This window comes from Candidatus Methylomirabilota bacterium (assembly GCA_035315345.1).
In the GTDB taxonomy this organism is placed as follows: domain Bacteria; phylum Methylomirabilota; class Methylomirabilia; order Rokubacteriales; family CSP1-6; genus CAMLFJ01.
In genome coordinates this window covers 11,808-32,597 of sequence record DATFYA010000187.1, presented here as the reverse complement: position 1 = coordinate 32,597, position 20,790 = coordinate 11,808, and the positions used below count along the sequence as shown (strand labels likewise).

Below are 20,790 nucleotides of genomic sequence, written 5' to 3'. Positions count from 1 at the left end.
CATGAGAGGCCTGATGATGGACTACCCCCTCACCCTCACGCAGTTCTTCGAACGCACGCGCCGGCTCTTCCACCGGAAGACCATGGCCACGCGCGTGCCGGGGGTGGGCCTGCAGCGCTACACGTACGGCGACTACGCCGACCGTGTCTGCCGCCTCGCCGGCGCGCTGCGGGGATTGGGCCTCCAGAAAGGGGCGCGGGTCGGGACGTTCGCGTGGAACTCGCACCGGCACATGGAGGTCTACTTCGCGGCCCCGCTCATGGGCCTGGTGCTCCACACCGTCAACATCCGCCTCTCCGCCCAGGACATCACCTACATCGTCAACCACGCGGGCGACGAGGTGCTGATCGTCGACGCCAGCCTCTGGCACCTTCTCGAGCCCATCCGGCGCGACCTCACGACCGTCAAGCACATCATCGTGATGAAGGACACCCCGGACGCGGTGATCCCCGCGGGCGCCCTGGACTACGAGCAGCTCGTGACGGGCACTCCGCCGGTGACCGCGTGGCCGCGCATCGAGGAGACCGACGCGGCCGGCATCTGCTATACCTCCGGCACCACCGGGCATCCGAAGGGGGTCGTCTACACGCACCGCGCGATCTACCTGCACTGCTTCGCCTCGTCCTCGGTGGACGTGCTCGGCATCTGCGAGCGCGACGTGATCCTGCACATCGTGCCGATGTTCCACGCCAACGCGTGGTGCGTGCCCTTCGCGGGCGTCATGAACGGGGCGACCCAGATCTTCGGCGGGCCGAATCCGCAGCCGCGCGACATCATCGAGATCGTCCACCACGAGAAGGTCACGGTGGTGGGGGCGGTGCCCACGGTCTGGATCGCCATCCAGGCGATTCTCGACAAAGAGCCGCAGTGGGACATCTCCTCGATCCGCTGCATCCCGATCGGCGGGTCGGCGGCGCCCCGCTCGCTCATCGAGCTGTTCGACAAGAAGTACGGCGCCTACATGCTGCACGCCTGGGGCATGACCGAGATGACCCCGCTCGGCAGCGTGTGCCGTCCGCGCTCCTACATGGACGCGCTCACCGAGGACGAGCGCTACGCGGTGCGGGCCAAGCAGGGGGCTCCCGTCGCGGGCGTGGACATGCGAATCGTCGACGACCGCGGCACCGTCCTGCCGTGGGACGGCAAGAGCGCGGGCGAGATCCAGGTGCGCGGGCCGTGGATCACGAGCGGCTACTACAACAACCCCGAGGGTGCGGCCCAGTTCACCGAGGACGGCTGGTTCCGCACCGGGGACGTGGCCACCCTCGATCCCGACGGCTACATCCAGATCACCGACCGCACCAAGGACCTGATCAAGTCGGGCGGCGAGTGGATCTCGAGCGTGGACATGGAGACCACCATCATGGGCCACCCCAAAGTCCTGGAGGCCGCGGTCATCGCGGTGCCGCACGAGCGCTGGGTGGAGCGGCCGCTGGCCTGCGTCGTGCCCAAGCCCGAGCATCGAGGCCGGCTCACCACCGACGAGATCTACGAATACCTCAAGCCGCGGGTGGCCAAGTGGTGGCTGCCCGACGAGGTGGTCTTCATCGAGGCGGTGCCCAAGACGAGCGTGGGCAAGTTCGACAAGAAGGTGCTGCGAGAGCGCTTCAAAGCCTGGACGCCGAAGACCTGAGGCGGGTCAGCAGCGCTTCGCCACGTCGGCCCATCGGTCACCGGGCACGAGGGGCTCGGGCGCGCCGGTCCAGGCCGCGGCCATCGCCTTCAGGCGCTGGAGGCGGTCGGCGGCGAGCGGATGCGTGGAGAGATAGGTCAGCGCGCGCGGGGCACCGCCTTCCTCCTTCTGGATCCGCTCGAAGAAGGTGATCATGCCCGCGGGATCCAGGCGCGCCGCCAGCATCATCTTCATGCCATCGGTATCCGCTTCCTCCTCGGCGCGCCGCGAGTATCGCAGGTCGCCGAGGGTGCGCGCGGTCTGCAGGCCGTAGGCGAGCGGGCCGGTCACGTCGCCGGTGAGGGCCATGAGCAGGAGGCCGGTGGAGGCGTCCTGGATGACGGCCCGGGTCGCGTGGCGATGCAGCACGTGCTGTAGCTCGTGAGCCATGACGCCGGCCATCTCCTCGGGCGTGACGGTCCGCTCGAGCAGCCCGCGGAACACCACCACGTAGCCGCCCGGGACGGCCAGCGCGTTCACCACCGGGCGATTCACCACCGACACCCGGAACGTGTACGGTGACGGCGGACCGGGCGCGGTCAGCCGCCGCACCATCTCGTCCATCACGCGCGCCAGGTCGGCATCGCCACAGCGCCGGCCCGGCGGCGCCAGGTGCGCGATGGCCGCGCGGCCAACGCTCTCCTCCCACGTGACCGGCACCCGCGGCGCCACCAGCGCGGCCAGCGCGGGAATCCCCCACACGTAGATCGCGACCGCGGCCGCGATCACCCCGGCCCCGGCCGCGATGGTCCAGCGCAGTCGCGCGCGACGCCGGCCCGGGTCGTGGAAGCGCGGGCCCACGTGCGGCGCCGCCTCGTGGAGGCTCTCGAGGAACGCGCGGTCGGACACCAGCAGCGTCTCGGGCAGATCGCCGCCTCGCTCCAGGCGTACCTGCTCGCCCGCGTAGAAACCCTGCGTCTGGCGAAGCTCGCGGTAGGGCCAGAGCCGCGTCGCCCCGCCCGCCGGCGTGATCTCGATGGCCTCGCGCATGAGCCGGATGGTGGCGGGCTGCCGGGCCGCGGTGCGGCCGTCGAGGTAGACACCCTCCCAATCGGTGCGCATCAGGGGGCGGGCAGCGGGAGCGACGGCCGGCCCATCGGAGGCCGCGGCTCAGGCCAGGTCGAAGCCGGAGTCGAAGAAGCCGGACAGGCCCTCGCCGGTGCTTCCCGCCTGCTGCGCCTGCTGCTCGATGCGGGCGAGATCGAGCGGCCCGACCAGGGCCAGGTAGCGGAAGGTGAAGTCGATGTTGCGCACGCGCACCCACGGCCACGCGATCCCCAGCGTGCCCACGAGCAGGATCGCGTTGACCATCCAGAGTCCCAGCAGCGCGCCGCCGGTCACGTGACAGGAGAAGCGCGCCGGGCCCAGGCTGGTGTGATCCCAGAAGAAGCGGCGCTTGCGCGCCACGTACCATACCCAGATCAACCCGAGCGTGGGCAGCGTCAGCAGGATCGCGACCACGAACGGCCCGAACAGCTCCCGTCCGCGGCCGGTGAAGCCGAACCGCTCGCTGCCGAAATAGGAGTGCGAGACGAGGAAGCGCTGGCGATCGACGAGGAAGAACGGGTAGTACAGCCCGAGGGTCACGCCGGTCAGGAACGTGCCGAGGATGAAGATCTTCACCATGTCCCAGACCCGGCCGCGGAACGAGAAGCGGATCCCTCGCCAGGACATGCGGCTCAGGCGATACCGGCGGGCCCCTACCACCGCCACCGGGAAGAACACGAAGATGAGGCTGCCGGAGATGACCCCGGCGATGACCTTCAGGGTGGCGGGCACCTCCAGGACGTCGCGGATGAAATTGAGCAGCAGCACGGGAAGACCGAACACGACCACCGCCTTCAAGGTGCCCAGCAGGAGCTCCTTCGCGGTGCCGTGGTAGGCGAAGCGATCCAGCTCCATCTCCGTCTGCCCGGCCAGGTAGCGGCGCACCCGCGTCTTCGCCCAGAAGTAGTAGATCCCGAGCGTGACGAGGATGAGCAGCGTATTGACGACGTGGATGCCGAACAGTGTGCCTCCGGTGCCGTGGAACACCGGGTGGCGAATGCCATCGAAGTCGGAGGGGGGCGCCGGCCCGAACCGGGGTGGCTCGCCGCCGAGCGGGGGCGCCGGCGGGAGCGGGGGCGCCGGCGGGAGCGAGGGCGGCGGTGGCGGCGGGGGTGGTGGCGCGGCGGAGGGCTCTATCGATCGGGACGCGGGACCGCCCGGAGGCGCGGGCTTGCGGAAGAACGAGGGCGGCCCGGTCGGTTCCTGCCCGTCCATATCGGACGACTATGGGTGGAAGCCCGGCGACGAGTCAACTTTTGACGTCGTCAGCCGCCCGCCACCTCGCTCCGTGCGAAGCGCTCGAGATGGTGCTCGGCGTCGCCGAAGGTCTGCCCGATCATGGTGAGCCGGCGGAAGGTATGGCTGATCTTCAGCTCCTCGGTCATGCCCATGCCGCCGTGCAGCTGCACCGCCTCCTGGCTCACGTGGCGGCAGGCGTCGGCCACCTTGACCTTGGCCGCCGACACCGCATGGCGCCGCTCGGCGGGGGGCGCGGTGTCGACCTTCACGCAGGCCAGGCACGCCATCGATCGCGCCTGCTCGTAGCTGATCACCATGTCCACCATCCGGTGCTGGAGCGCCTGGAAGCTGCCGATCGGCACCCCGAACTGCCGCCGGGTCTTGAGGTACTCGAGCGTCGCCTCGTTGGCGAATCGGATGGCACCCACCGCCTCGGCGCAGAGCAGCGCGGTGGCGTAGTCGGCCGCGTCCTCGATGAGGGGCAGCGCGCGACCTTCGTCGCCGAGCCGCGCCGCGGCCGGCACCGAGACGTCCGATAGCCACACGTCGGCGGCGCGCAGCTCGTCGATGGTCCGGTACTCCTTGACCGTCACGCCGGGCGCGGAGCGCTCGACCAGGAAGAGGCTGAGGCCGGCCGGATCGGTGGCGCCGCCGCTCGTGCGGGCGGAGACGATCAGCGTGTCGGCCGAGGCGCCTGCCAGCACCGCGCGCTTCTCGCCCTCGAGCGTGTAGCCGGCGCCGCTCTTCTTGGCCCGCGCCTGCACGTGACCGAGGTCGTAGCGCGCGCCGCGCTCGGTATGGGCGAAGGCGAGCCGGTGCTTGCCCTGGATCAGCGGGGGCAGGATGCGCTTCTGCTGCGCCTCCGAGCCGGCTCGCGCGATCAACCGGCCGCCCAGCCCCACGTTGACCCAGTAGGGCTCGACCACGAGCCCCTCGCCCAGCGCCTCCATGACCAGCATCACGTCCACCGCGCTGCCCCCGAAGCCGCCGTGCTCCTCGGCGAAAGGCACGCCGAGCAACCCCATCTCCGCGAACGCCGCCCACACCTTCTCGCTCCAGCCGGTGGGCGAGTCCACGATCTTGCTCCGCGCGTCCATCGTGTACTCGTTGGCCAGGTACCGCTTGAGGCTGTCCGCCAGCAGTTGCTGCTCCTCACTCAGATCGAAATTCATCGCTCACTCCTGACGAGGACGGTTCATGCGTGCCGCGACGCTGGGCGGGGTCGGGGGGTGGTCGTGGGGGGTCCGGCTGACCCGTTCCTGCCCGGTGAAGACCGCCCTTCCAGCGCCCAGCTTGGGAACTCCAATTCCGGTCGCCGCGGACTCGCGGGACGTGGTCAGAGGACCCCCCACGACCACCCCCCGATCCCGCCGGACATCGCCCCCCCGCCCGCCGCGTCGCCTTCTACAGGCCGAGGGTGGCCTTCGCGATGATGTTGCGCTGGATCTCGTTGGAGCCCGCGTAGATCGTGGCCTTGCGCAGGTTGCAGTACCGCGGCGCCAGGCGGGCGGTGAAGTGGTCGAAGTCCATCGCGTCGACGGGGCGGAAGGCCTGGGCGAGCGGCCCCGCGGCCTGCATCATCAGCTCGGTGATGGACTGCTGGATCTCGGTGCCCTTGATCTTGAGCATCGACACGTCGGCACCGGGGGGCCGGCCGCTGCGCCGCATCTGATCCAGGAAGCGCAGGTTGGTGATCTCCAGCGCCATCAGCTCGATCTCCACCCGGGTCAGCCGGTCGCGGAAGCGCGCGTCCTCGATGAGGGGGCGGCCGTCCTTCATCTGCTCGCCGGCCAGCTCCTTGAGCCGGGCCAGCTCGCGCTTGGAGGCGCCGATGCGGCCGGTGCCCATCCGCTCGTAGCCCAGCAGGTACTTGGCCACCGTCCAGCCCTTCCCCTCCTCGTGGACGAGGTTCTCCGCCGGTACGGCCACGTCGTCGAAGAAGACCTCGTTGACTTCCTTGCTGCCGTCCATCAACACGATCGGCCGCACCGTGATGCCGGGCGTCTTCATGTCGATCAGGAGGAACGAGATGCCGTCCTGGCGCTTGCCGGTGTTGGGATCGGTGCGCACGAGGCAGAAGATCCAGTCCGCGTGATGGGCCAGCGTGGTCCAGATCTTCTGGCCCGTCACCACGTAGCGGTCCCCGTCCCGCACCGCGCGCGTCTTGAGCGAGGCGAGGTCGGAGCCCGAGCCGGGCTCCGAGTAGCCCTGGCACCAGAAGTCCTCGCCGTGGTAGATGCGCGGCAGGAACCGCTTCTTCTGGGCCTCGGTGCCGAACTGCAGCAGCACCGGCGCGCACATCCGGACCCCGAAGGGCACGATCATCGGCGTCGCCGCGTAGCCGCACTCCTCCTCGAAGATGTAGCGCTGCACCACGTTCCAGTCGGTGCCGCCCCACTCCGGCGGCCAGTCGGGGGCAACCCAGCCCTTCCTGGCCAGGATCTTGTGCCAGCGCAGCAGCTCCTCCCTCGACAGCTCCTGGTAGCTCTCCATCTTCTGGCGAAGATCGTCGGGGAGATTGGCGCGCAGCCAGCCGCGCACCTCATCACGGAACGCCAGCTCGTCCGGCGAGTAGTTCAGATCCATGGGGCACTCCTCTCGGGTCGCGGATGCATTCGGGCAGAGCCGGGGGCCATGCTATCCCACCGCGCGGACCAGGTCCAGCAGCCGGCCGAGCGTCGCGAGCCGCGCCGCGAGCCCTTCGCCCGCCGGCTCCACGCGCAGGGTCGTGATCCCGGCGTCGCGGTAGGCGAGCAAGCGCGCGCGCACCATCGCGTCGGTGCCGAGCAGGTTGGTCTCCAGCACCAGCTCGTCGGGCACGCGCGTGGCCGCCTCCTCGCGTCGCCCGTCCAGCCACAGGCGCTGAACCTCGCGGGCCACCTCCTCGTAGCCGGCGCGACGGAAGGCGTCGTTGTAGAAGTTGTGCTGGCGCGAGCCCATGGCCCCGAGGGTGAAGGCGAGGCCGGGCTTGCGCGCGCGGATCAGCCGGGCCGCGTCGTCGCCGAAGGCCACGAAGCCGCCGGCCTGCAGATCGAGCGCGGCCAGCGAGCGGCCGACCCGCGCCGCGCCGGCGGCCAGGTGGTCGGTGAAGACGCGCGCGTGCTCGGGCATGAACGAGGTGCCGAGCCAGCCGTCGGCGATCTCACCGGTCATCTCGAGGCTTCGCGGCGAGAGCGTCGCGAGATAGATCGGGACGCCGGGCTGCGGCGGCGCCGCCGAGCGAATGGCCTTGCCCTCGCCGCCCGGCAGCGGCAGCTCGTAGATGCGCCCCTTGTACTCAAGACGCTCGCCGCGGATCGCGCGCCGGACGATCTCGACCGTCTCCCGCATGCGTAGCACCGGACGGTCGAACCGGATGCCGTGCCAGCCCTCGATGACCTGCGGCCCGCTGACGCCCAGGCCCAGCACGAAGCGGCCACCCGACATGGCGTTGAGGCTCATCGCGGTCATGGCGAGGAGCGCGGGGGTGCGCGTGCCCGCTTGAAGAATCCCAGTGCCGAGTCGGATGCGCGAGGTGCGCGCGGCCACGAAGGCCAGCGGGGTGACGCCGTCGTGGCCCCAGGCCTCCGCGGACCAGACGAAGTCGACGCCCAGCCGCTCGGCCTCGGTGACGTAGTCGCTGGCCTCGGCCCAGTCGGTCTGGGCCAGCCGCAGCGAGATGGCGACGCGCATCAGACCGGACGCGGAGCCGCGAAGGCGGCGCCGATCTTCTGCAGCTGGCCGGCGTGATCGAGGTCGTGCAGCCGGGTGAACAGTAGCGTCTCGCGCCAGGTGAGCGGGCCGAACATCGGATGCTCGATACGCTGGTCCGGCGCCGCGGCGGGATCGGCGGCCCGGACCGCGGCGAACAGGTCTTCTCGCTGCCTGGCGAGCAGGTCGTACCAGGCCTCGGCGGCACGGAGCGGCGCGCCCTCGATGCCGCGGCCCTCCGGTCGACCCACCGACGGCTGACCGCGCAGCAGCCGGCCGATCCCGCCGCCGAAGTAACCGTCGGCGGCGACGACGTGGGCCATCACCTCGTTGCCGCTCCACTCCGCGGGCTCCGGCCGCTCCGCGAACCGCGCGGGCGGCACCGCGACTGCGGCGGCCCGCAGATCGGCCATCGCGGCCTGGACCTTCTCCACGATCGCGGCCGGCGTCAGCTTGGCCGCCTGGGTCACGAGATAACTCCGGATCCGCCGCTGCTCTTCGTTCATCGCGGCCGATTCTACCCGGGGTCAGGTCTTGCATTACGACATTTCGAGGGAAGGGCGGCCGCACCAGGTCCCAGAAAATGTCGTAATGCAAGACCTGACCCCAGCGTGTCGAGGAAGGTGGCGATGACGGACTGGACTTCGGCACGGTGGGTGCGGTTGGGGAAGTGGGGGCCGCCCTCGACCACGTGGAAGCGCGCGCCGGGGATCGCCTCGGCGACGCGGCGGGACATGGCCACGGTCGGATAGCTGTCCTCCGAGCCGGCGATCACCTGCACCGGGCAGCGAATGCGCCGGCAGTCCGCGAGCCACTCCTGGCGGCTGTACGTCTCGTCGAGCAGGGCCAGCAGCGAGGCCACCGAGTGGCGGCGCAGCGAGGCGGCCAGCTCGGCGTAGCGATCCGGCCGCGCCTTGAGCCGGGCCAGCGCGGCCTCGCCCATGCGCAGGCGCACGTTGGCGTCGAAGTAGTCCTCGAAGCGGCCGGCCTCGACGAGCGGCCGGTGGCGCGCCCACCACGTCTTGTCCTCGGCGCTGGGCTCGTAGGGTGGTCCGCTGATCGAGACCACCGCCCGCGCGCGCTCCGGCGCGTGCGCGGCGATCCACAGCGAAAGCGCGCCGCCCATGGAGGCGCCGCCCCAGACCGCCTCGCGCACGCCGAGGACGTCCAGCCACGCCAGCAGGTCCTCGGCCTTGCGCGCGTAGGTGTAGTCCTCGACGCGCTCGAAGCGCGAGGAGAGCCCGTGGCCGCGCGTATCCGGGAAGAGCGCGCGCACGCGCCCGACGAACGGCTCGAGATCGGCCACCATCACCGACGAGTCCTCCACCGAGCCGCCGTGGATCCACACCACCACCGGTCGCGCCGGTGCGGGCACGTCGGCGGGCGCCCCATCGGCCGAAGCCTCGCGCCAGTGCAGGCGGACGCCGGACGGCAGGACGACTTCAGGCAGGGCCGATCCTCTTCTCCAGGTAGCGCGCGTAGCGGGACATGGAGTACGTGCAGACCCAGTACACGACCGCGATGAAGAGATAGATCGGGAATGGCCGGATCTCGCGGTTGTTCACCACCTGCGCGGCCTTGGTCAGGTCCATGAAGCCGATGATCGAGGCCAGCGAGGTGTCCTTGAACAGCACGATGAACTGGGTCACCAGTGAGGGAATCATGTTCTTGAGCGCCTGGGGCAGGATCACGAAGCGCATCCCCTGGGCGGAGGTCAATCCGACCGCGGTGGCCGCCTCCACCTGCCCGCGGGGCACCGACTGGATGCCCGCGCGCACGATCTCTCCGAGATAGGCGGCCTCGAAGACCACGAACGCGGTGAGGGCCACCCCGAACTCGGGGATCGCCGTCTTCAACACGATCGGCATGATGAACCACATCCAGAAGATCACCATGACGAGCGGGACGCCGCGGAAGAACTCCACGTACAGCGTGGCGGGCAGCCGGATCCACCACTGCGGGGCCAGGCGCGCGATGCCGATGAAGATGCCCAGGATGAAGCCGAGCACGATCGACGGGATGGCCAGGCGCAGGGTGCCGCCCACGAAGTTGCCGATGCCCAGGAAACCCTGGAGCATCAGGAACGGCAGGTTGCGCCAGATGACGTCGAGGTCGAGCATGGCTAGCGCCGCGGCCGCCCGCCCACGATGAGGCCCGGGATCGCGGTGCGCCGCTCCACCCACGACATGAAAATGGCGATCGAGACGCACAGGACCAGGTAGATCAGGGTGCCCGCGGTCAGGGCCTCGATGGCCCTGGCGGTGTAGGTCTCGATCTGGCGCGTCTGGAAGGTCAGCTCGGCCACGCTGATGGTCAGGGCCACCGAGGAGTTCTTGAGCAGGTTCAGCGACTCGTTGGTGCCGGGCGGGATGATGAGCCGCAGCGCCACCGGCAGGATCACGTACCGATAGGCCTGGAACGTGGTCAGGCCCGAGGCCACCGAGGCCTCGAGCTGCGTCCTGGGGATCGCCTGGATGCCCGAGCGCAGCACCTCGGAGAAGCGGGCGCCGCTGTACACGCCCAGCGCGCAGACCGCGGCCCAGAACTCGAGCCCGTGCGCGAACAGGAAGTCCTGCCCCGCCTGAGGCAGCAACGGCGGCACCGCGAAGTACCAGAAGAACATCCAGACCAGCAGCGGAACGTTCCGGAAGAATTCGACGTAGAGGGTCGCGGCGGCGCGGAGCGGCCACATCCGCACCGTGCGCAGCGCGCCGGAGACGACACCGAGGGTCACCGCGAGCAGCCAGGCGGCCACCGACAGCTCGAGCGTGGTGATGAGCCCGCTCAGCAGCCACTGACCGGACTCGCCGGTCCACAGCACCGACCAGTTGAACTTGTAGTTCACGCGCCCACCTCCCTCTCCCTTCCCGGGAGAGGGCCGGGGTGAGGGTGGGCGGACTCACGCCGGCGCCAGCCCCTCACCCTGCCCTCTCCCCTCCGGGGAGAGGGAACGAGACTACTTGGGGACGACCTGCAGCAGCATGAACGAGCGCACCTGCGGAGACATCGGGTACGGCAGCTCGCCGTTGGGCCCGAACCACTTCTCGTAGATCTCGAAGAACTTGCCCGACTCGATGCCCTCCATCAGCCCGGCATTGACGACGTTGCGGAAGTCGGAGTCACCCTTGCGCAGCGCCATCCCGTAGGGCTCGTAGGAGAACATGTCGCCGACGATCTCCCACTGCGCCGGGTTCGGCGACTTGGCCTTGAGCCCTGCGAGCTGGATGCCGTCGTTGGTGTAGGCGTCCACCTGCCCCTGCACCAGCGCCTGGAAGGCGGCGGGCTGGTCCGGGAACTCGCGCAGCACCGCCTTGGACGCCTTCTCCCGGATGATGCGCGCGTTGGTCGAGCCCTGCTGGGCCGCGATGCGCTTGCCGTCGATGTTCTTGATGCCCTTGATCGGGCTCCCCTTCTTGACCAGGAATTGCGCGCCGGTCACGAAGAACGTGAGCGAGAAGTCCACGCTGTCGCGGCGGGTCCGGGTGTCGGTCATGGTCTCGGCGATGAGGTCCACCGCGCCCGAGGAGATCAGCGGAATGCGGGTGGGCGGGGTGCTCTCCTTCTTCTCCACCTTGATCGGCTTGCCGAGCTTCTTCTCCAGCGCGGGCTTGATCAATTCCTCCACCAGGTCGATCGAGAAGCCCACCCACTCGTTCTTCGAGTTCACGTAGCCGAAGGGCGGCGAGCCGGTGCGGGTGCCGATGGTGAGCGTGCCCGTCTCCCCGATCTTGTCCAGCGTGCTCTTCTGCTGGGCCAGCGCCGGGGACATCCCGGCCACGAGCAGCGCCAGCGCCATCACGAGTCCCATCAGTCGTTGCATTCACGTCCTCCTTGGATTGGGTTGGTTCAGTGCGACAGGATCTTGGACAGGAAGTCCTTCGCCCGGTCCGACTGGGGGGCGGCGAAGAAGGATTCCGGCTCCTGCACCTCCACCACGCGCCCGTAGTCCATGAACACCACGCGGCTGGCCACCCGGCGGGCAAAGCCCATCTCGTGGGTGACCACCATCATGGTCATGCCCTCGCGGGCCAGGTCGGTCATGACGTCCAGCACCTCGTTGATCATCTCGGGATCGAGCGCCGAGGTGGGCTCGTCGAACAGCATGATCCGCGGCTGCATCGCGAGCGCGCGGGCGATCGCCACCCGCTGCTGCTGGCCGCCCGAGAGGTTCGCCGGATAGTAGTCCGCGCGGTCCGGGATGCGCACACGCTCCAGCAGGCCGCGCGCGATCTTCTCGGCCGCCGCCGCGTCCAGGCCCTTCACCTTGCGGGGGGCCAGCATGATGTTCTGCAGCACCGTCATGTGGGGGAAGAGGTTGAAGGACTGGAAGACCATCCCCACCTCGGCGCGCAGCTTGACCAGGTTGACGCCCTGTCCCGAGATGGCCTGGCCGTGCACCCGGATCTCGCCCTTCTGGATCGGCTCGAGCCGGTTCACGCAGCGGATCAAGGTGCTCTTGCCCGAGCCGGAGGGCCCGCAGACCACGATGACCTCGCCGGCGTCCACGCTCAGGTCCACGTCGGTGAGCACGTGGTGGTCGCCGAACCACTTGTTGACGCCTCGGAACTCGATCGCGGGGGCCACGGCGTCTCGGCTACTCGATGACCATCAGCACGTCGCCGGGGTTCACGGGCTGGCCGGCCGCCACCCGGATCTCCTTCACCGTGCCCGCCACCTGCGCCTTGAACTCGTTCTCCATCTTCATGGCCTCCAGCACGATGAGCCCGTCGCCGGCAGCCACCGACTGCCCCACCGAGACCTGGATGACCGTCACCTTGCCCGGCATCGGCGCCTTCAGCACCTGCCCGGGCTCGGCCCCGCCGGCCCCGCGGGTGCGGATGATGTAGCGCGACTCCTCCTCGACCCGGATCGCGTAGCGCTCGCCGCCGACGTCCACCGCGCAGGTGCCGTCCTGATCCGTCACCTCCGCCACGTGGGAGGCGCCGTCGAGCAGGATGGACCAGATGCCCTCGCCGCCGCGGCGCGCGTCCACCGTGAGGGTCGCGCCGTCGAGGACGATGGTGTAGCGCCCCGCCTCCCCGGTCACCTCGATCGGGGTGATCGCCCCGCCGGCCTGGGCCACGAACTTCACCGCTCACTCCAGCCCGGGCGCAGCGCTTGCCGCCACGCGCTCGACGAGGGGGCAGACGCGGCGCTCGCCGGGCCCGGACGGCCGGCCCGCTCGTAGGCGGTGAGCGCCGCCGCGATCAGCGCGATCCGGCGGTGGCGGCCGGCGGCCTCCGGCCGGTCCGCCGCGAGCAGGCGCTCCATGAACCCGGTGGACAGACGTCCGGCCGAGAAGTCCGGATGCGCGATGATCCGCTGAAGGATCGGGATCGTGGTCTGCACGCCGACGACCTTGTACTCCTCGAGCGCCCGCGCCATGCGCGCGGTCGCCGCCTCGCGGTCGGGCCCCCAGACGATCAGCTTGGCCATCAGGGTGTCGTAGAAGCGCGGGATCGTGCAGCCGGCGTAGACCCCGGTGTCGTCGCGCACCCACGGGCCGCCGGGCACCCGCAGCCCGGCCACGTGCCCGGGCGACGGGATGAACGAGGCGTAGGGATTCTCGGCGTTGATCCGGCACTCGATCGCCCAGCCCGAGAGCGCGACGTCGTCCTGGCCGAAGCCCAGCTTCTCACCAGCGGCGATTCGCAGCTGGTCCTTCACCAGGTCGCGCCCGGTCACCAGCTCGGTCACCGGGTGCTCGACCTGCAGCCGGGTGTTCATCTCGAGGAAGTAGAAGTTGCGCTCGCGATCGACCAGGAACTCCACGGTCCCGGCGTTGACGTAGCCGGCCGCCGCGGCCACCCGGCAGGCCGCCTCGCCCATGCGCCGCCGCATCTCCGGGGTCACGAACGACGACGGGCTCTCCTCCACCAGCTTCTGGTGCCGACGCTGGATCGAGCATTCGCGCTCGCCCAGGTACACGATGCCGCCGTGGGCGTCGGCCAGGACCTGGATCTCGATGTGGCGCGGCTCCTCCACGAAGCGCTCGATGTACACGGCGGCATCGCCGAACGCAGCACCCGCCTCGGCGCGCGCGGCGCGCAGCGCGCCGGCCAGCTCGCCGGGGGCCCGCACGAGCCGCATGCCCTTGCCGCCGCCGCCCATCGCGGCCTTGAGCATGACCGGGTAGCCCACCCGTCCCGCCACCCGCGCGGCCTCCGCGTCGTCGGCGATCGGCTGCTCGGTGCCCGGCACCACCGGCACGCCCATCGTGATGGCCAGCCGGCGCGCCGCCATCTTGTCGCCCATCGCGCGGATGGCCGCGGGCGGCGGGCCGATGAACGTGAGCCCGGCGTCCTGACAGGCCTGCGCGAACGCCGCGTTCTCGGCGAGGAATCCATAGCCGGGATGCACGGCGTCGGCACCCGTGCTCCGGGCCGCCGCGATGAGCCGGTCGATGACGAGATAGCTCTCCACCGCGGGCGCCGGGCCGATGCCGACGGCCTCGTCGGCCAGCAGGACGTGGAGCGACTCACGATCGACGTCGGAGAAGACGGCGACGGTCTTGATGTGCAGCTCGCGGCAGGCCCGGATGATCCGCACGGCGATCTCGCCGCGATTCGCGATGAGGACCTTCCCGAACGGGGCACTCACGTCGGGGGAAATGATAGCAGCATCCACCGGGACGGCGCAACGCAAACCCGCGCCGATTCAGCGATCGAGCGCCCTCACGGCCTCCTCCACGAACGAGGTGTCGACGATCCCGGCCAACGGCAGCGGCTTCTTCATGAACCCGTTGGCGGCCCACCAGGCCATCTGCCGCTGGATGTCGGGCACGAGCAGCCGGCCGTTGCGGTCCTGGTAGGGAAAGCCGAGCTTGATGATCTCGGGCCGCGCGCCGGTGTACCGCGCGGTGATGTCGACGACCTCGTCGTAGTGGACGCCCGGCACGGTGCGGCCGTCCTTCTGGATCAGCGCCGCGTCGAAGTAATAGCGCGAGGCCTTCACGTAGCCCCTCATGAACGCCACCGCGCGCGCCCGGTCGCCCGCGAACTTGCCCGAGTAGAAGATCGTGGCGATCTGCCACGGGTAGAGATCGCCCGCCCACGCCACGATCCGGCCGAAGCCCTGCGCCTCGGCGGCGCCCGGGAACGGCTGCGGCACCAGGATGGCGTCCACCTGCTTGCCCTTCAGCGCCTCCATGGTGGCGGCCATGGCCTGCAGCGGCACGATCTTCACGTCGGCCAGCGAGAGCCCGTCCTTTTCCAGGATGTTGCCGATGTGGTAGTGGAACGTCGAGCCCAGCTGCGTCACGCCGATCCGCCGGCCCTTCAAGTCCCGGATGGAGCGCAGCCCGCTCTCCCAGAGGTCCTTCTGTACGACGATCGCCACGAGCGGATAGCCGGGCCATTCGCGGCCCTTGTCGGCGACGATCCACAGCTTCTCGCCGCCCAGCACGATGTTGTAGAGGGCGGCGGTGAGCCCGGTGGCGCCGACGTCCAGCTGGCCCGCGGCCAGCGCGATGGCGATGGGCGCGGCGGCCTGGAAGTACACCAGCTCGGGCTCGATTCCTTCTTCGCGGAAGAAGCCCTTCTCCGCCCCCACGAAGACGGGCGCGGAGGAGGTGAGCTTGAGGACGCCGATTTTCACCGGCGCCGGCTTGGGCTGAGCCTGGGCGAGCGGCCCGGCGAGGACGCCGGCGGCGAGGGCGAGGAGGAAGAGCGGCCGGGCGAGCAGTCGAATCACGCGCATGCGAAGCGTCCTCCGATCGAGTCGCGAGTTCACGAGTGGCGCCACCGGATCACCGCGCGCTCGAGGCCGCCCAGCGCCCAGTGCGAACACACGCCCAGCAGCGAGAGCACCACGATGCCGACCATGAGCCGGGTCGTCTCCATCAGGTTGCCGGACTGCAAGATCAGGAAGCCGATGCCCGCGTCGGCCGCGATCTGCTCGGCGGCCACCAGCAGCAGCAGCGCGATGCCGGCGCCCAGCTTGAGGCCGGCGAACACCATGGGCAGCGCCGACGGCAGCACGACTTTCCTGATGACGCTCCAGCGTCCCGCGCCGAACGAGACCGCCGCGCGGATGAGGAGCGGATCGGCCTGGCGGACGCCCGCGTAGGTATTGATGGCCATCGGGAAGAAGACGCCGAGCGCCACCACCGCGACCTTGGACGCCTCGCCGATGCCGAGCCAGAGGATCAGCAGCGGCAGCAGCGCGATCTTGGGGATCGGGAACGTGGCCGCGATGATCGGCTGCACCACCGCGTCGGCGAGCGAGAAGAATCCCACCGCCACCCCGACCCCGATGCCGGCGGCCGCGCCGATGCCGAAGCCCCAGGCCAGCCGCGCCAGGCTCGTCCCGAGGTGCACGAACAGCTGGCCGGAGCGCGCCATGTCGTAGCCCTCGGCCAGCACCGCGGACGGGGCGGGCAGGAACAGCGACGACACCCACCCGGTGCGGGTGACCGCCTCCCACAGCAGCACGAGGCCGGCCAGCGCGAGCACGCGCACGGTCCGGTGCTCGGGCCGGCGGAGGAACGCGGCGCGATCGACCACGACCAGCCGCTCCACCGCCATCACCCGGCGCGCTCCGCCGGCGCGCTCTCGAGCAGGGCGGCCTGGGCCTGCGACTTGATCAGGGCCCAGATGCGCGCGGCCGCCTGGGCGAAGGCGGCGTCCGTCTGCTGGCTCTCGCGGCGCGGGCGCGCGAGCCCGATCGGCACCACGTCGAGCACCTCGCCGGGACGCCGCGACAGCACGATCACCCGGTCGGCCATGAACACGGCCTCCTGGATGTTGTGGGTGACATAGAGGATGCTCTGGCGCGTCCGCGCCCAGATCGCCAGCAATTCCTCCATCATCAGGGTGCGGGTCTGCGCGTCCAGGGCCGAGAACGGCTCGTCCATGAGCAGCACTGCCGGCTCGACCGCGAGGGCCCGCGCGATGCCCACCCGCTGGCGCATGCCCCCCGAGAGCTGGTGCGGGTACTTGCCCTCGAAGCCGGCGAGGCCGGTCATGGCCAGGTAGCGCCGCGTCCGCTCGGCACGCTCGGCTCCGGCGACGCCCAGCTCCTCGAGCCCGAACTCGACGTTGGCCTGCACGGTGCGCCAGGGGAAGAGCGCGAACTCCTGGAACACGGTCGCCGACGTGGGCCGGCCGGGCCGCGCCTCGCCCTCGAAGTAGACCTGCCCGGACGTGGCGGGCAGGAGCCCCGCGATGATGCCGAGCAGCGTGGACTTGCCGCAGCCGGAGGGTCCGAGCAGCGCGACGAACTCCTGCGAGTCCACCTTTAGATCGACGCCGCGCAGGGCGGCCACTTCGCGTCCGCGGCGATCTGCGTAGATCTTGGACAGCCGCTCGACCACGACGCGCATCTACCGCTGGCGCAGCGCGAACCGCTGGATCTTGCCGGTGGCGGTCCTGGGCAGCTCCGCCACGAAGTCGATCCAGCGCGGCGACTTGTAGCCGCCCAGCCGCGCGCGCACCGACTCCCGCAGCTCGGCCGCGAGCGCGTCGGTGTCGGCGACGCCCTCCCGCAGCACGCAGTAGGCATGCGGCTTGGTGAGCCCGTCGGCGTCGCCCCGACCGATGACCGCCACCTCCGCGATCGCCGCGTGCTCGCCCAGGCAGGCCTCGACCTCGGTGGGCGAGACCCACATGCCGCCGACCTTCAGCATGTCGTCGGCGCGGCCGCAGAAGTAGTAGTAGCCGTCGGTGTCCGCGTAGAACATGTCGCCGGTGCGCAGCCACTCACCCAGCATCGTGGCCTTGGTGCGCTCGTGACGGTTCCAGTAGCACGGCGCGGTGGAATCGCCCTTGATGAGCAGCTGGCCCACCATGCCCGGCGCCACCGGACGACCGGCGTCGTCCACCAGCCGCGCCTCGTAGCCCGGGACGATCCGGCCGCTCGAGCCGGGCCGCGCCTCGCCCGGCCGGTTGGCGATGTAGTCGTGCAGGGCCTCGGTGGAGCCGAGCACGTCCAGCAGCTCGTGGCCGAAGCGCGACTTCCAGCCGTGGAAGAGGGCGGGCGGCAGCGCCTCGCCCGACGAGACGCAGAGCCGCAGCGACGAGCAGTCGAAGCGCCGCTCCGCCTCCGCCACCTGGAGCAGCCGTCGGTAGACGGTGGCCACCGCGAAGAGCACGGTGGGCCGCTCGGCCTCGATCAGCTCGAAGATCCGCTCCGCCTCGAGCCGCTCGGGCACCAGCAGCGAGGCCGCGCCCACCAGCGCCGGGAAGTAGAGCGAGTTGCCCAGGCCGAAGGCGAAGTGCAGCTTGGACGCCGAGAAGATCAGATCGTCGGGCCCGATGCCGAAGATGCCGCGGCCCACCAGCTCGGCCGAGTGCACGAGATCGTGATGCAGGTGCACCGCGGCCTTGGGGCGGCCGGTGGAGCCCGAGGTGTAGCCCCACAGGGCCACGTCGTCCCGGCTGGTCTCGGCCGGCTCGAGCTCCGGCGAGGCGCGCTCCAGCAGCCGCTCGTACTCGAGGGCCGCGCGCCGCCGGCCGCCCACCGCGATCACCGCCTCGAGGGCGGGACAGCGGGAGCGCACGGGGAGGATCGCGGCGACCGCCGTCTCCGAGGCGACCACCGCGCGGGCCCGGCTGTCCGCGAGCAGGAACGCCAGCTCCTCGGCGGGCAGCGACTCGCTCACCGGCACCGGCACCGCCCCGATCTTCATCGCGCCCCAGAACGCCTCGGCGAACTCGGGCCGATCCGGCAACGCCAGCAGCACGCGCTGCTCCATCTGGACTCCGCGCGACCGGAGCGCGTTGCCCAGGCGGTTGGCCCGCAGCGCGATCGCTCCGTAGGTGACCGCGCGGCCGTCGAACCGGAAGGCGGTACGGCCGCCGCGGCCTTCGGCGACGTGGCGATCGAGGAAGTGCGCGGCCGCGTTGAAGCGCTCGGGCACCTCGATGGCCGCGGTCATGCGGCGATTCTAGCAGGAAAGCACGGGCGACCATTCGATAGCGCCGCGCGTCAACGCGGTCTACCATGGTTTGGTCATGAGTCTGACCGTCTTCTCGCTCGCCGTGCTCTTCACGTCGATCGGCGCCGGCGCGGTGGGCGCCATCCTCGGGCTCGGCGGCGGCATTCTCCTGATTCCGATCCTCACCGTGTTCTACGGCGTCGACCTGCACTACGCGATGGGCGCCAGCATCATCTCGGTCATCGCGACGTCGAGCGGCGCCGCCGCCTCCTACCTGCGCACCGGCCTGAGCAATCTCCGCATCGGGCTGTTCCTGGTCATGGCCACCATCAGCGGGGCGCTCGTGGGCGCGCTGCTGGCCGGCGTGGTGCCGACGCGGGCCCTCGAGCTGATCCTGGGCCTCGCCCTGTCCTATTCCGCCTACACCACGGTGAAGCAGCTGCGCGACGAGCTGCCCGAGAGCCCGCCCGACGATCCGCTGGCCCTGCGCTTCGACCTCGAGGGCACGTACCACGACCTGCGTCTCGAGCGCGAGGTGGTCTATCGCGCGCAGCGGGTCGTGCAGGGCTTCTGCGCGATGTTCGGGGCTGGACTGCTGTCCGGCATGCTGGGCATCGGCAGCGGCGCCTTCAAGGTGCTCGCGATGGATTACCTGATGCGGCTGCCCATGAAGGTCTCGACCGCGACCAGCAACTTCATGATCGGGCTCACCGCGGCGGCCAGCGCCAGCATCTACTGGAGCCGCGGGGACATCCATACCCTCATCGCGGCGCCGGTCGCGATCGGCGTGCTCGCCGGCGCCTACCTGGGCACCACCGTGATGGCCCGGCTGCGCAACACCACCGTGCGCAAGCTGTTCCTGCCCGTCGTGGTCTACCTGGCGCTCTCGATGATCGTCCGCGGGCTCGGCCTCCACCTCCCGTGAGCCGACTCCGCGCGACGTTCTCGGTCGAGCACCTGGTCTCGCGGATCCTCCTGTTCGGCGGGCTCCTCGGGATCGGGGTGGTGCTGCTTGGGCTCGTGCTCTACGCGGCGCACGGTGGCTTCCGCCACCACGTGCTGGACCTCACCCGGCGGCCCGCCGGCCATCCCCCCGGCGTCTTCGTCTCGGTCCGGCAAGTGACGGGCGGCCTCGCGAGCCGGCCGATCGATCCGCTCGCGCTGAGCGCGCTCGGTCTCGTGATCCTGATGGTCACGCCCGCGGTCGCGGTGGCCGCCGCCCTGCCCGCCTTCTGGTGCACCGGCGATCGCCGATACGCGCTGATCGCCCTCGTGGTACTCGCGATGCTCGCGCTGAGCGCGACGCTCGCGGGCAGCGTGCACTAGTCGTCGGCGGCCGGACGCCGCCGCCAGCGCTTCACCTCTGCACGCTGCTTCTTGCCGGCCAGCCGCCGGCGTCGCGCGCCCGCGGACGGGCCGGTCTTCACGCGCGCACGGGGGGCGACGAGGGCCGCGCGGATCAGGTGGGCCACCCGGGCGCGCGCATCCTCCAGGTTGCGGGCCTGGGTGCGCGTGGCCTGGCTCGTGACGACGAGACGGCCCTCCGCGTCGGTGCGACGGCGCGCCAGCGCGCGCAGGCGCGCCCGCGCCGCGTCGGAGAGCCCCTCGATGGCCTCCAGATCCACGCGGAGGTCGATCCGCGTCGCGACCTTGTTGACGTTCTGTCCGCCCGGGCCCGAGGCGCGCACCGCGCGCGCGGTCAACGCGGAGGCCGGGACCCGCACCGCGTCGGTCACGACGATCGGGTCGGCCATGCGGGAGCGCCGGCGGGGAGCCGCGCGCGCAGCGCGCTCAGGAACTCGTCCGGGTCGTTGGGCGACAGCACCACCAGGCCGCCGCGCGTCTCGAGGAACACCAGGTGCTCGGTGTCGGTGATGGCGAGGTAGTGCCAGCCGACGCGCGGATTCCAGCGCGTCCCGTGCGAGCCGAAGAGGTTGTTGGCGCCGGTCGCCAGCAGACCGCCGATCGGACGCCGCCGCCGGTCGCCGCCGAGGATGCCATCGTAGGGGATGAGCCGTCGGACCCAGCGCCGCTCGATGCGGATGCCCTCCGCCTCGAGGGTGTAACCGATCGGCGCCAGGCCCTGGATGACCCAGAGCGCGCCCAGGAAGGGCAGCGGCACGATGAGCAGGCTCAGCTCGCCGGAGGCCGCGACCATCGCGACCGAGAGGAGGAACGGCAGCCCGAAGCCGAGGCCGATGCCGATCACCCCGGCGACCAGCCGCTGTCTCCGGCCGAGCGACGCCGGAAAGTGCACCGCCTCGCG

At 70.7% G+C, this 20,790-nt stretch carries 22 protein-coding genes; 3 read left to right on the top strand and 19 right to left on the bottom strand.

The window, feature by feature from the left end; all coding sequences use genetic code 11:
- Position 1 precedes the first annotated feature (1 nt).
- Complete coding sequence (locus tag VKN16_23665; protein HME97212.1) at positions 2-1,633, top strand: long-chain fatty acid--CoA ligase; 1,632 nt, start codon at positions 2-4, stop codon at positions 1,631-1,633.
- A gap of 6 nt (positions 1,634-1,639) precedes the next feature.
- On the opposite strand, the gene VKN16_23660 is transcribed toward VKN16_23665, so the two are convergent.
- The 17 genes from VKN16_23660 to VKN16_23580 all read right to left on the bottom strand — a co-directional run bounded on the left by VKN16_23660 (position 1,640) and on the right by VKN16_23580 (position 18,524).
- Positions 1,640-2,734: a M48 family metallopeptidase gene (locus VKN16_23660; protein HME97211.1), complete on the bottom strand. Its 1,095-nt coding sequence runs from the start codon at positions 2,732-2,734 to the stop codon at positions 1,640-1,642.
- Positions 2,735-2,782: 48 nt separating this feature from the next.
- Entirely contained in the window at positions 2,783-3,706 is a 924-nt protein-coding gene (locus VKN16_23655; GenBank protein ID HME97210.1) for a YjgN family protein, read from the bottom strand.
- 278 nt (positions 3,707-3,984) lie between these two features.
- Positions 3,985-5,130, bottom strand: coding sequence for an acyl-CoA dehydrogenase (locus VKN16_23650; protein ID HME97209.1), 1,146 nt, complete (start codon positions 5,128-5,130; stop codon positions 3,985-3,987).
- Between the two features lie 232 nt (positions 5,131-5,362).
- On the bottom strand, positions 5,363-6,544 hold the full coding sequence (locus tag VKN16_23645; protein HME97208.1) for an acyl-CoA dehydrogenase family protein: 1,182 nt from the start codon (positions 6,542-6,544) through the stop codon (positions 5,363-5,365).
- 51 nt (positions 6,545-6,595) lie between these two features.
- On the bottom strand, positions 6,596-7,630 hold the full coding sequence (locus VKN16_23640; GenBank protein HME97207.1) for an LLM class F420-dependent oxidoreductase: 1,035 nt from the start codon (positions 7,628-7,630) through the stop codon (positions 6,596-6,598).
- Positions 7,630-8,154, bottom strand: coding sequence for a DinB family protein (locus tag VKN16_23635; GenBank protein HME97206.1), 525 nt, complete (start codon positions 8,152-8,154; stop codon positions 7,630-7,632). The genes VKN16_23640 and VKN16_23635 overlap by 1 nt, the downstream gene beginning before the upstream one ends.
- Before the next feature lie 11 nt (positions 8,155-8,165).
- Positions 8,166-9,023 (bottom strand): alpha/beta hydrolase, encoded by an 858-nt coding sequence (locus VKN16_23630; GenBank protein HME97205.1) that lies wholly within the window; start codon positions 9,021-9,023, stop codon positions 8,166-8,168.
- A gap of 67 nt (positions 9,024-9,090) precedes the next feature.
- Complete coding sequence (locus VKN16_23625; protein ID HME97204.1) at positions 9,091-9,768, bottom strand: amino acid ABC transporter permease; 678 nt, start codon at positions 9,766-9,768, stop codon at positions 9,091-9,093.
- Between the two features lie 2 nt (positions 9,769-9,770).
- Positions 9,771-10,493 carry an amino acid ABC transporter permease gene (locus tag VKN16_23620; protein ID HME97203.1) on the bottom strand — a complete coding sequence of 241 codons (723 nt, stop codon included), beginning with the start codon at positions 10,491-10,493 and terminating at the stop codon, positions 9,771-9,773.
- 111 nt (positions 10,494-10,604) lie between these two features.
- The gene (locus VKN16_23615) at positions 10,605-11,468 is read right to left on the bottom strand and encodes a transporter substrate-binding domain-containing protein (GenBank protein ID HME97202.1); all 864 of its coding nucleotides are present in this window, start codon (positions 11,466-11,468) and stop codon (positions 10,605-10,607) included.
- Between the two features lie 26 nt (positions 11,469-11,494).
- Complete coding sequence (locus VKN16_23610) at positions 11,495-12,232, bottom strand: amino acid ABC transporter ATP-binding protein (GenBank protein HME97201.1); 738 nt, start codon at positions 12,230-12,232, stop codon at positions 11,495-11,497.
- A gap of 10 nt (positions 12,233-12,242) precedes the next feature.
- A complete protein-coding gene (locus tag VKN16_23605) occupies positions 12,243-12,740 on the bottom strand; it encodes a biotin/lipoyl-containing protein (GenBank protein ID HME97200.1) in 498 nt (165 codons plus the stop codon).
- Positions 12,737-14,248 carry an acetyl-CoA carboxylase biotin carboxylase subunit gene (gene accC / locus VKN16_23600; protein ID HME97199.1) on the bottom strand — a complete coding sequence of 504 codons (1,512 nt, stop codon included), beginning with the start codon at positions 14,246-14,248 and terminating at the stop codon, positions 12,737-12,739. The genes VKN16_23605 and accC overlap by 4 nt, the downstream gene beginning before the upstream one ends.
- 57 nt (positions 14,249-14,305) lie before the next feature.
- Positions 14,306-15,346 (bottom strand): ABC transporter substrate-binding protein, encoded by a 1,041-nt coding sequence (locus VKN16_23595; protein ID HME97198.1) that lies wholly within the window; start codon positions 15,344-15,346, stop codon positions 14,306-14,308.
- Between the two features lie 29 nt (positions 15,347-15,375).
- Positions 15,376-16,173, bottom strand: coding sequence for an ABC transporter permease (locus VKN16_23590; protein ID HME97197.1), 798 nt, complete (start codon positions 16,171-16,173; stop codon positions 15,376-15,378).
- On the bottom strand, positions 16,173-16,970 hold the full coding sequence (locus VKN16_23585; GenBank protein ID HME97196.1) for an ABC transporter ATP-binding protein: 798 nt from the start codon (positions 16,968-16,970) through the stop codon (positions 16,173-16,175). The genes VKN16_23590 and VKN16_23585 overlap by 1 nt, the downstream gene beginning before the upstream one ends.
- Positions 16,971-18,524, bottom strand: a complete 1,554-nt coding sequence (locus VKN16_23580; GenBank protein ID HME97195.1) for a benzoate-CoA ligase family protein — start codon at positions 18,522-18,524, stop codon at positions 16,971-16,973.
- A gap of 76 nt (positions 18,525-18,600) precedes the next feature.
- Here VKN16_23580 and VKN16_23575 point away from each other — a divergent pair, with 76 nt between their 5' ends.
- Positions 18,601-19,449, top strand: a complete 849-nt coding sequence (locus VKN16_23575) for a sulfite exporter TauE/SafE family protein (protein HME97194.1) — start codon at positions 18,601-18,603, stop codon at positions 19,447-19,449.
- Positions 19,446-19,850: a DUF1634 domain-containing protein gene (locus VKN16_23570; protein HME97193.1), complete on the top strand. Its 405-nt coding sequence runs from the start codon at positions 19,446-19,448 to the stop codon at positions 19,848-19,850. Before VKN16_23575 ends, VKN16_23570 begins: the two co-directional genes overlap by 4 nt.
- On the opposite strand, the gene arfB is transcribed toward VKN16_23570, so the two are convergent.
- Both arfB and VKN16_23560 read right to left on the bottom strand, forming a co-directional pair.
- Positions 19,847-20,278, bottom strand: a complete 432-nt coding sequence (gene arfB, locus VKN16_23565) for an alternative ribosome rescue aminoacyl-tRNA hydrolase ArfB (protein ID HME97192.1) — start codon at positions 20,276-20,278, stop codon at positions 19,847-19,849. The genes VKN16_23570 and arfB overlap by 4 nt on opposite strands.
- The gene (locus VKN16_23560; GenBank protein ID HME97191.1) at positions 20,257-20,781 is read right to left on the bottom strand and encodes a PH domain-containing protein; all 525 of its coding nucleotides are present in this window, start codon (positions 20,779-20,781) and stop codon (positions 20,257-20,259) included. Before VKN16_23560 ends, arfB begins: the two co-directional genes overlap by 22 nt.
- Positions 20,782-20,790 lie beyond the last annotated feature (9 nt).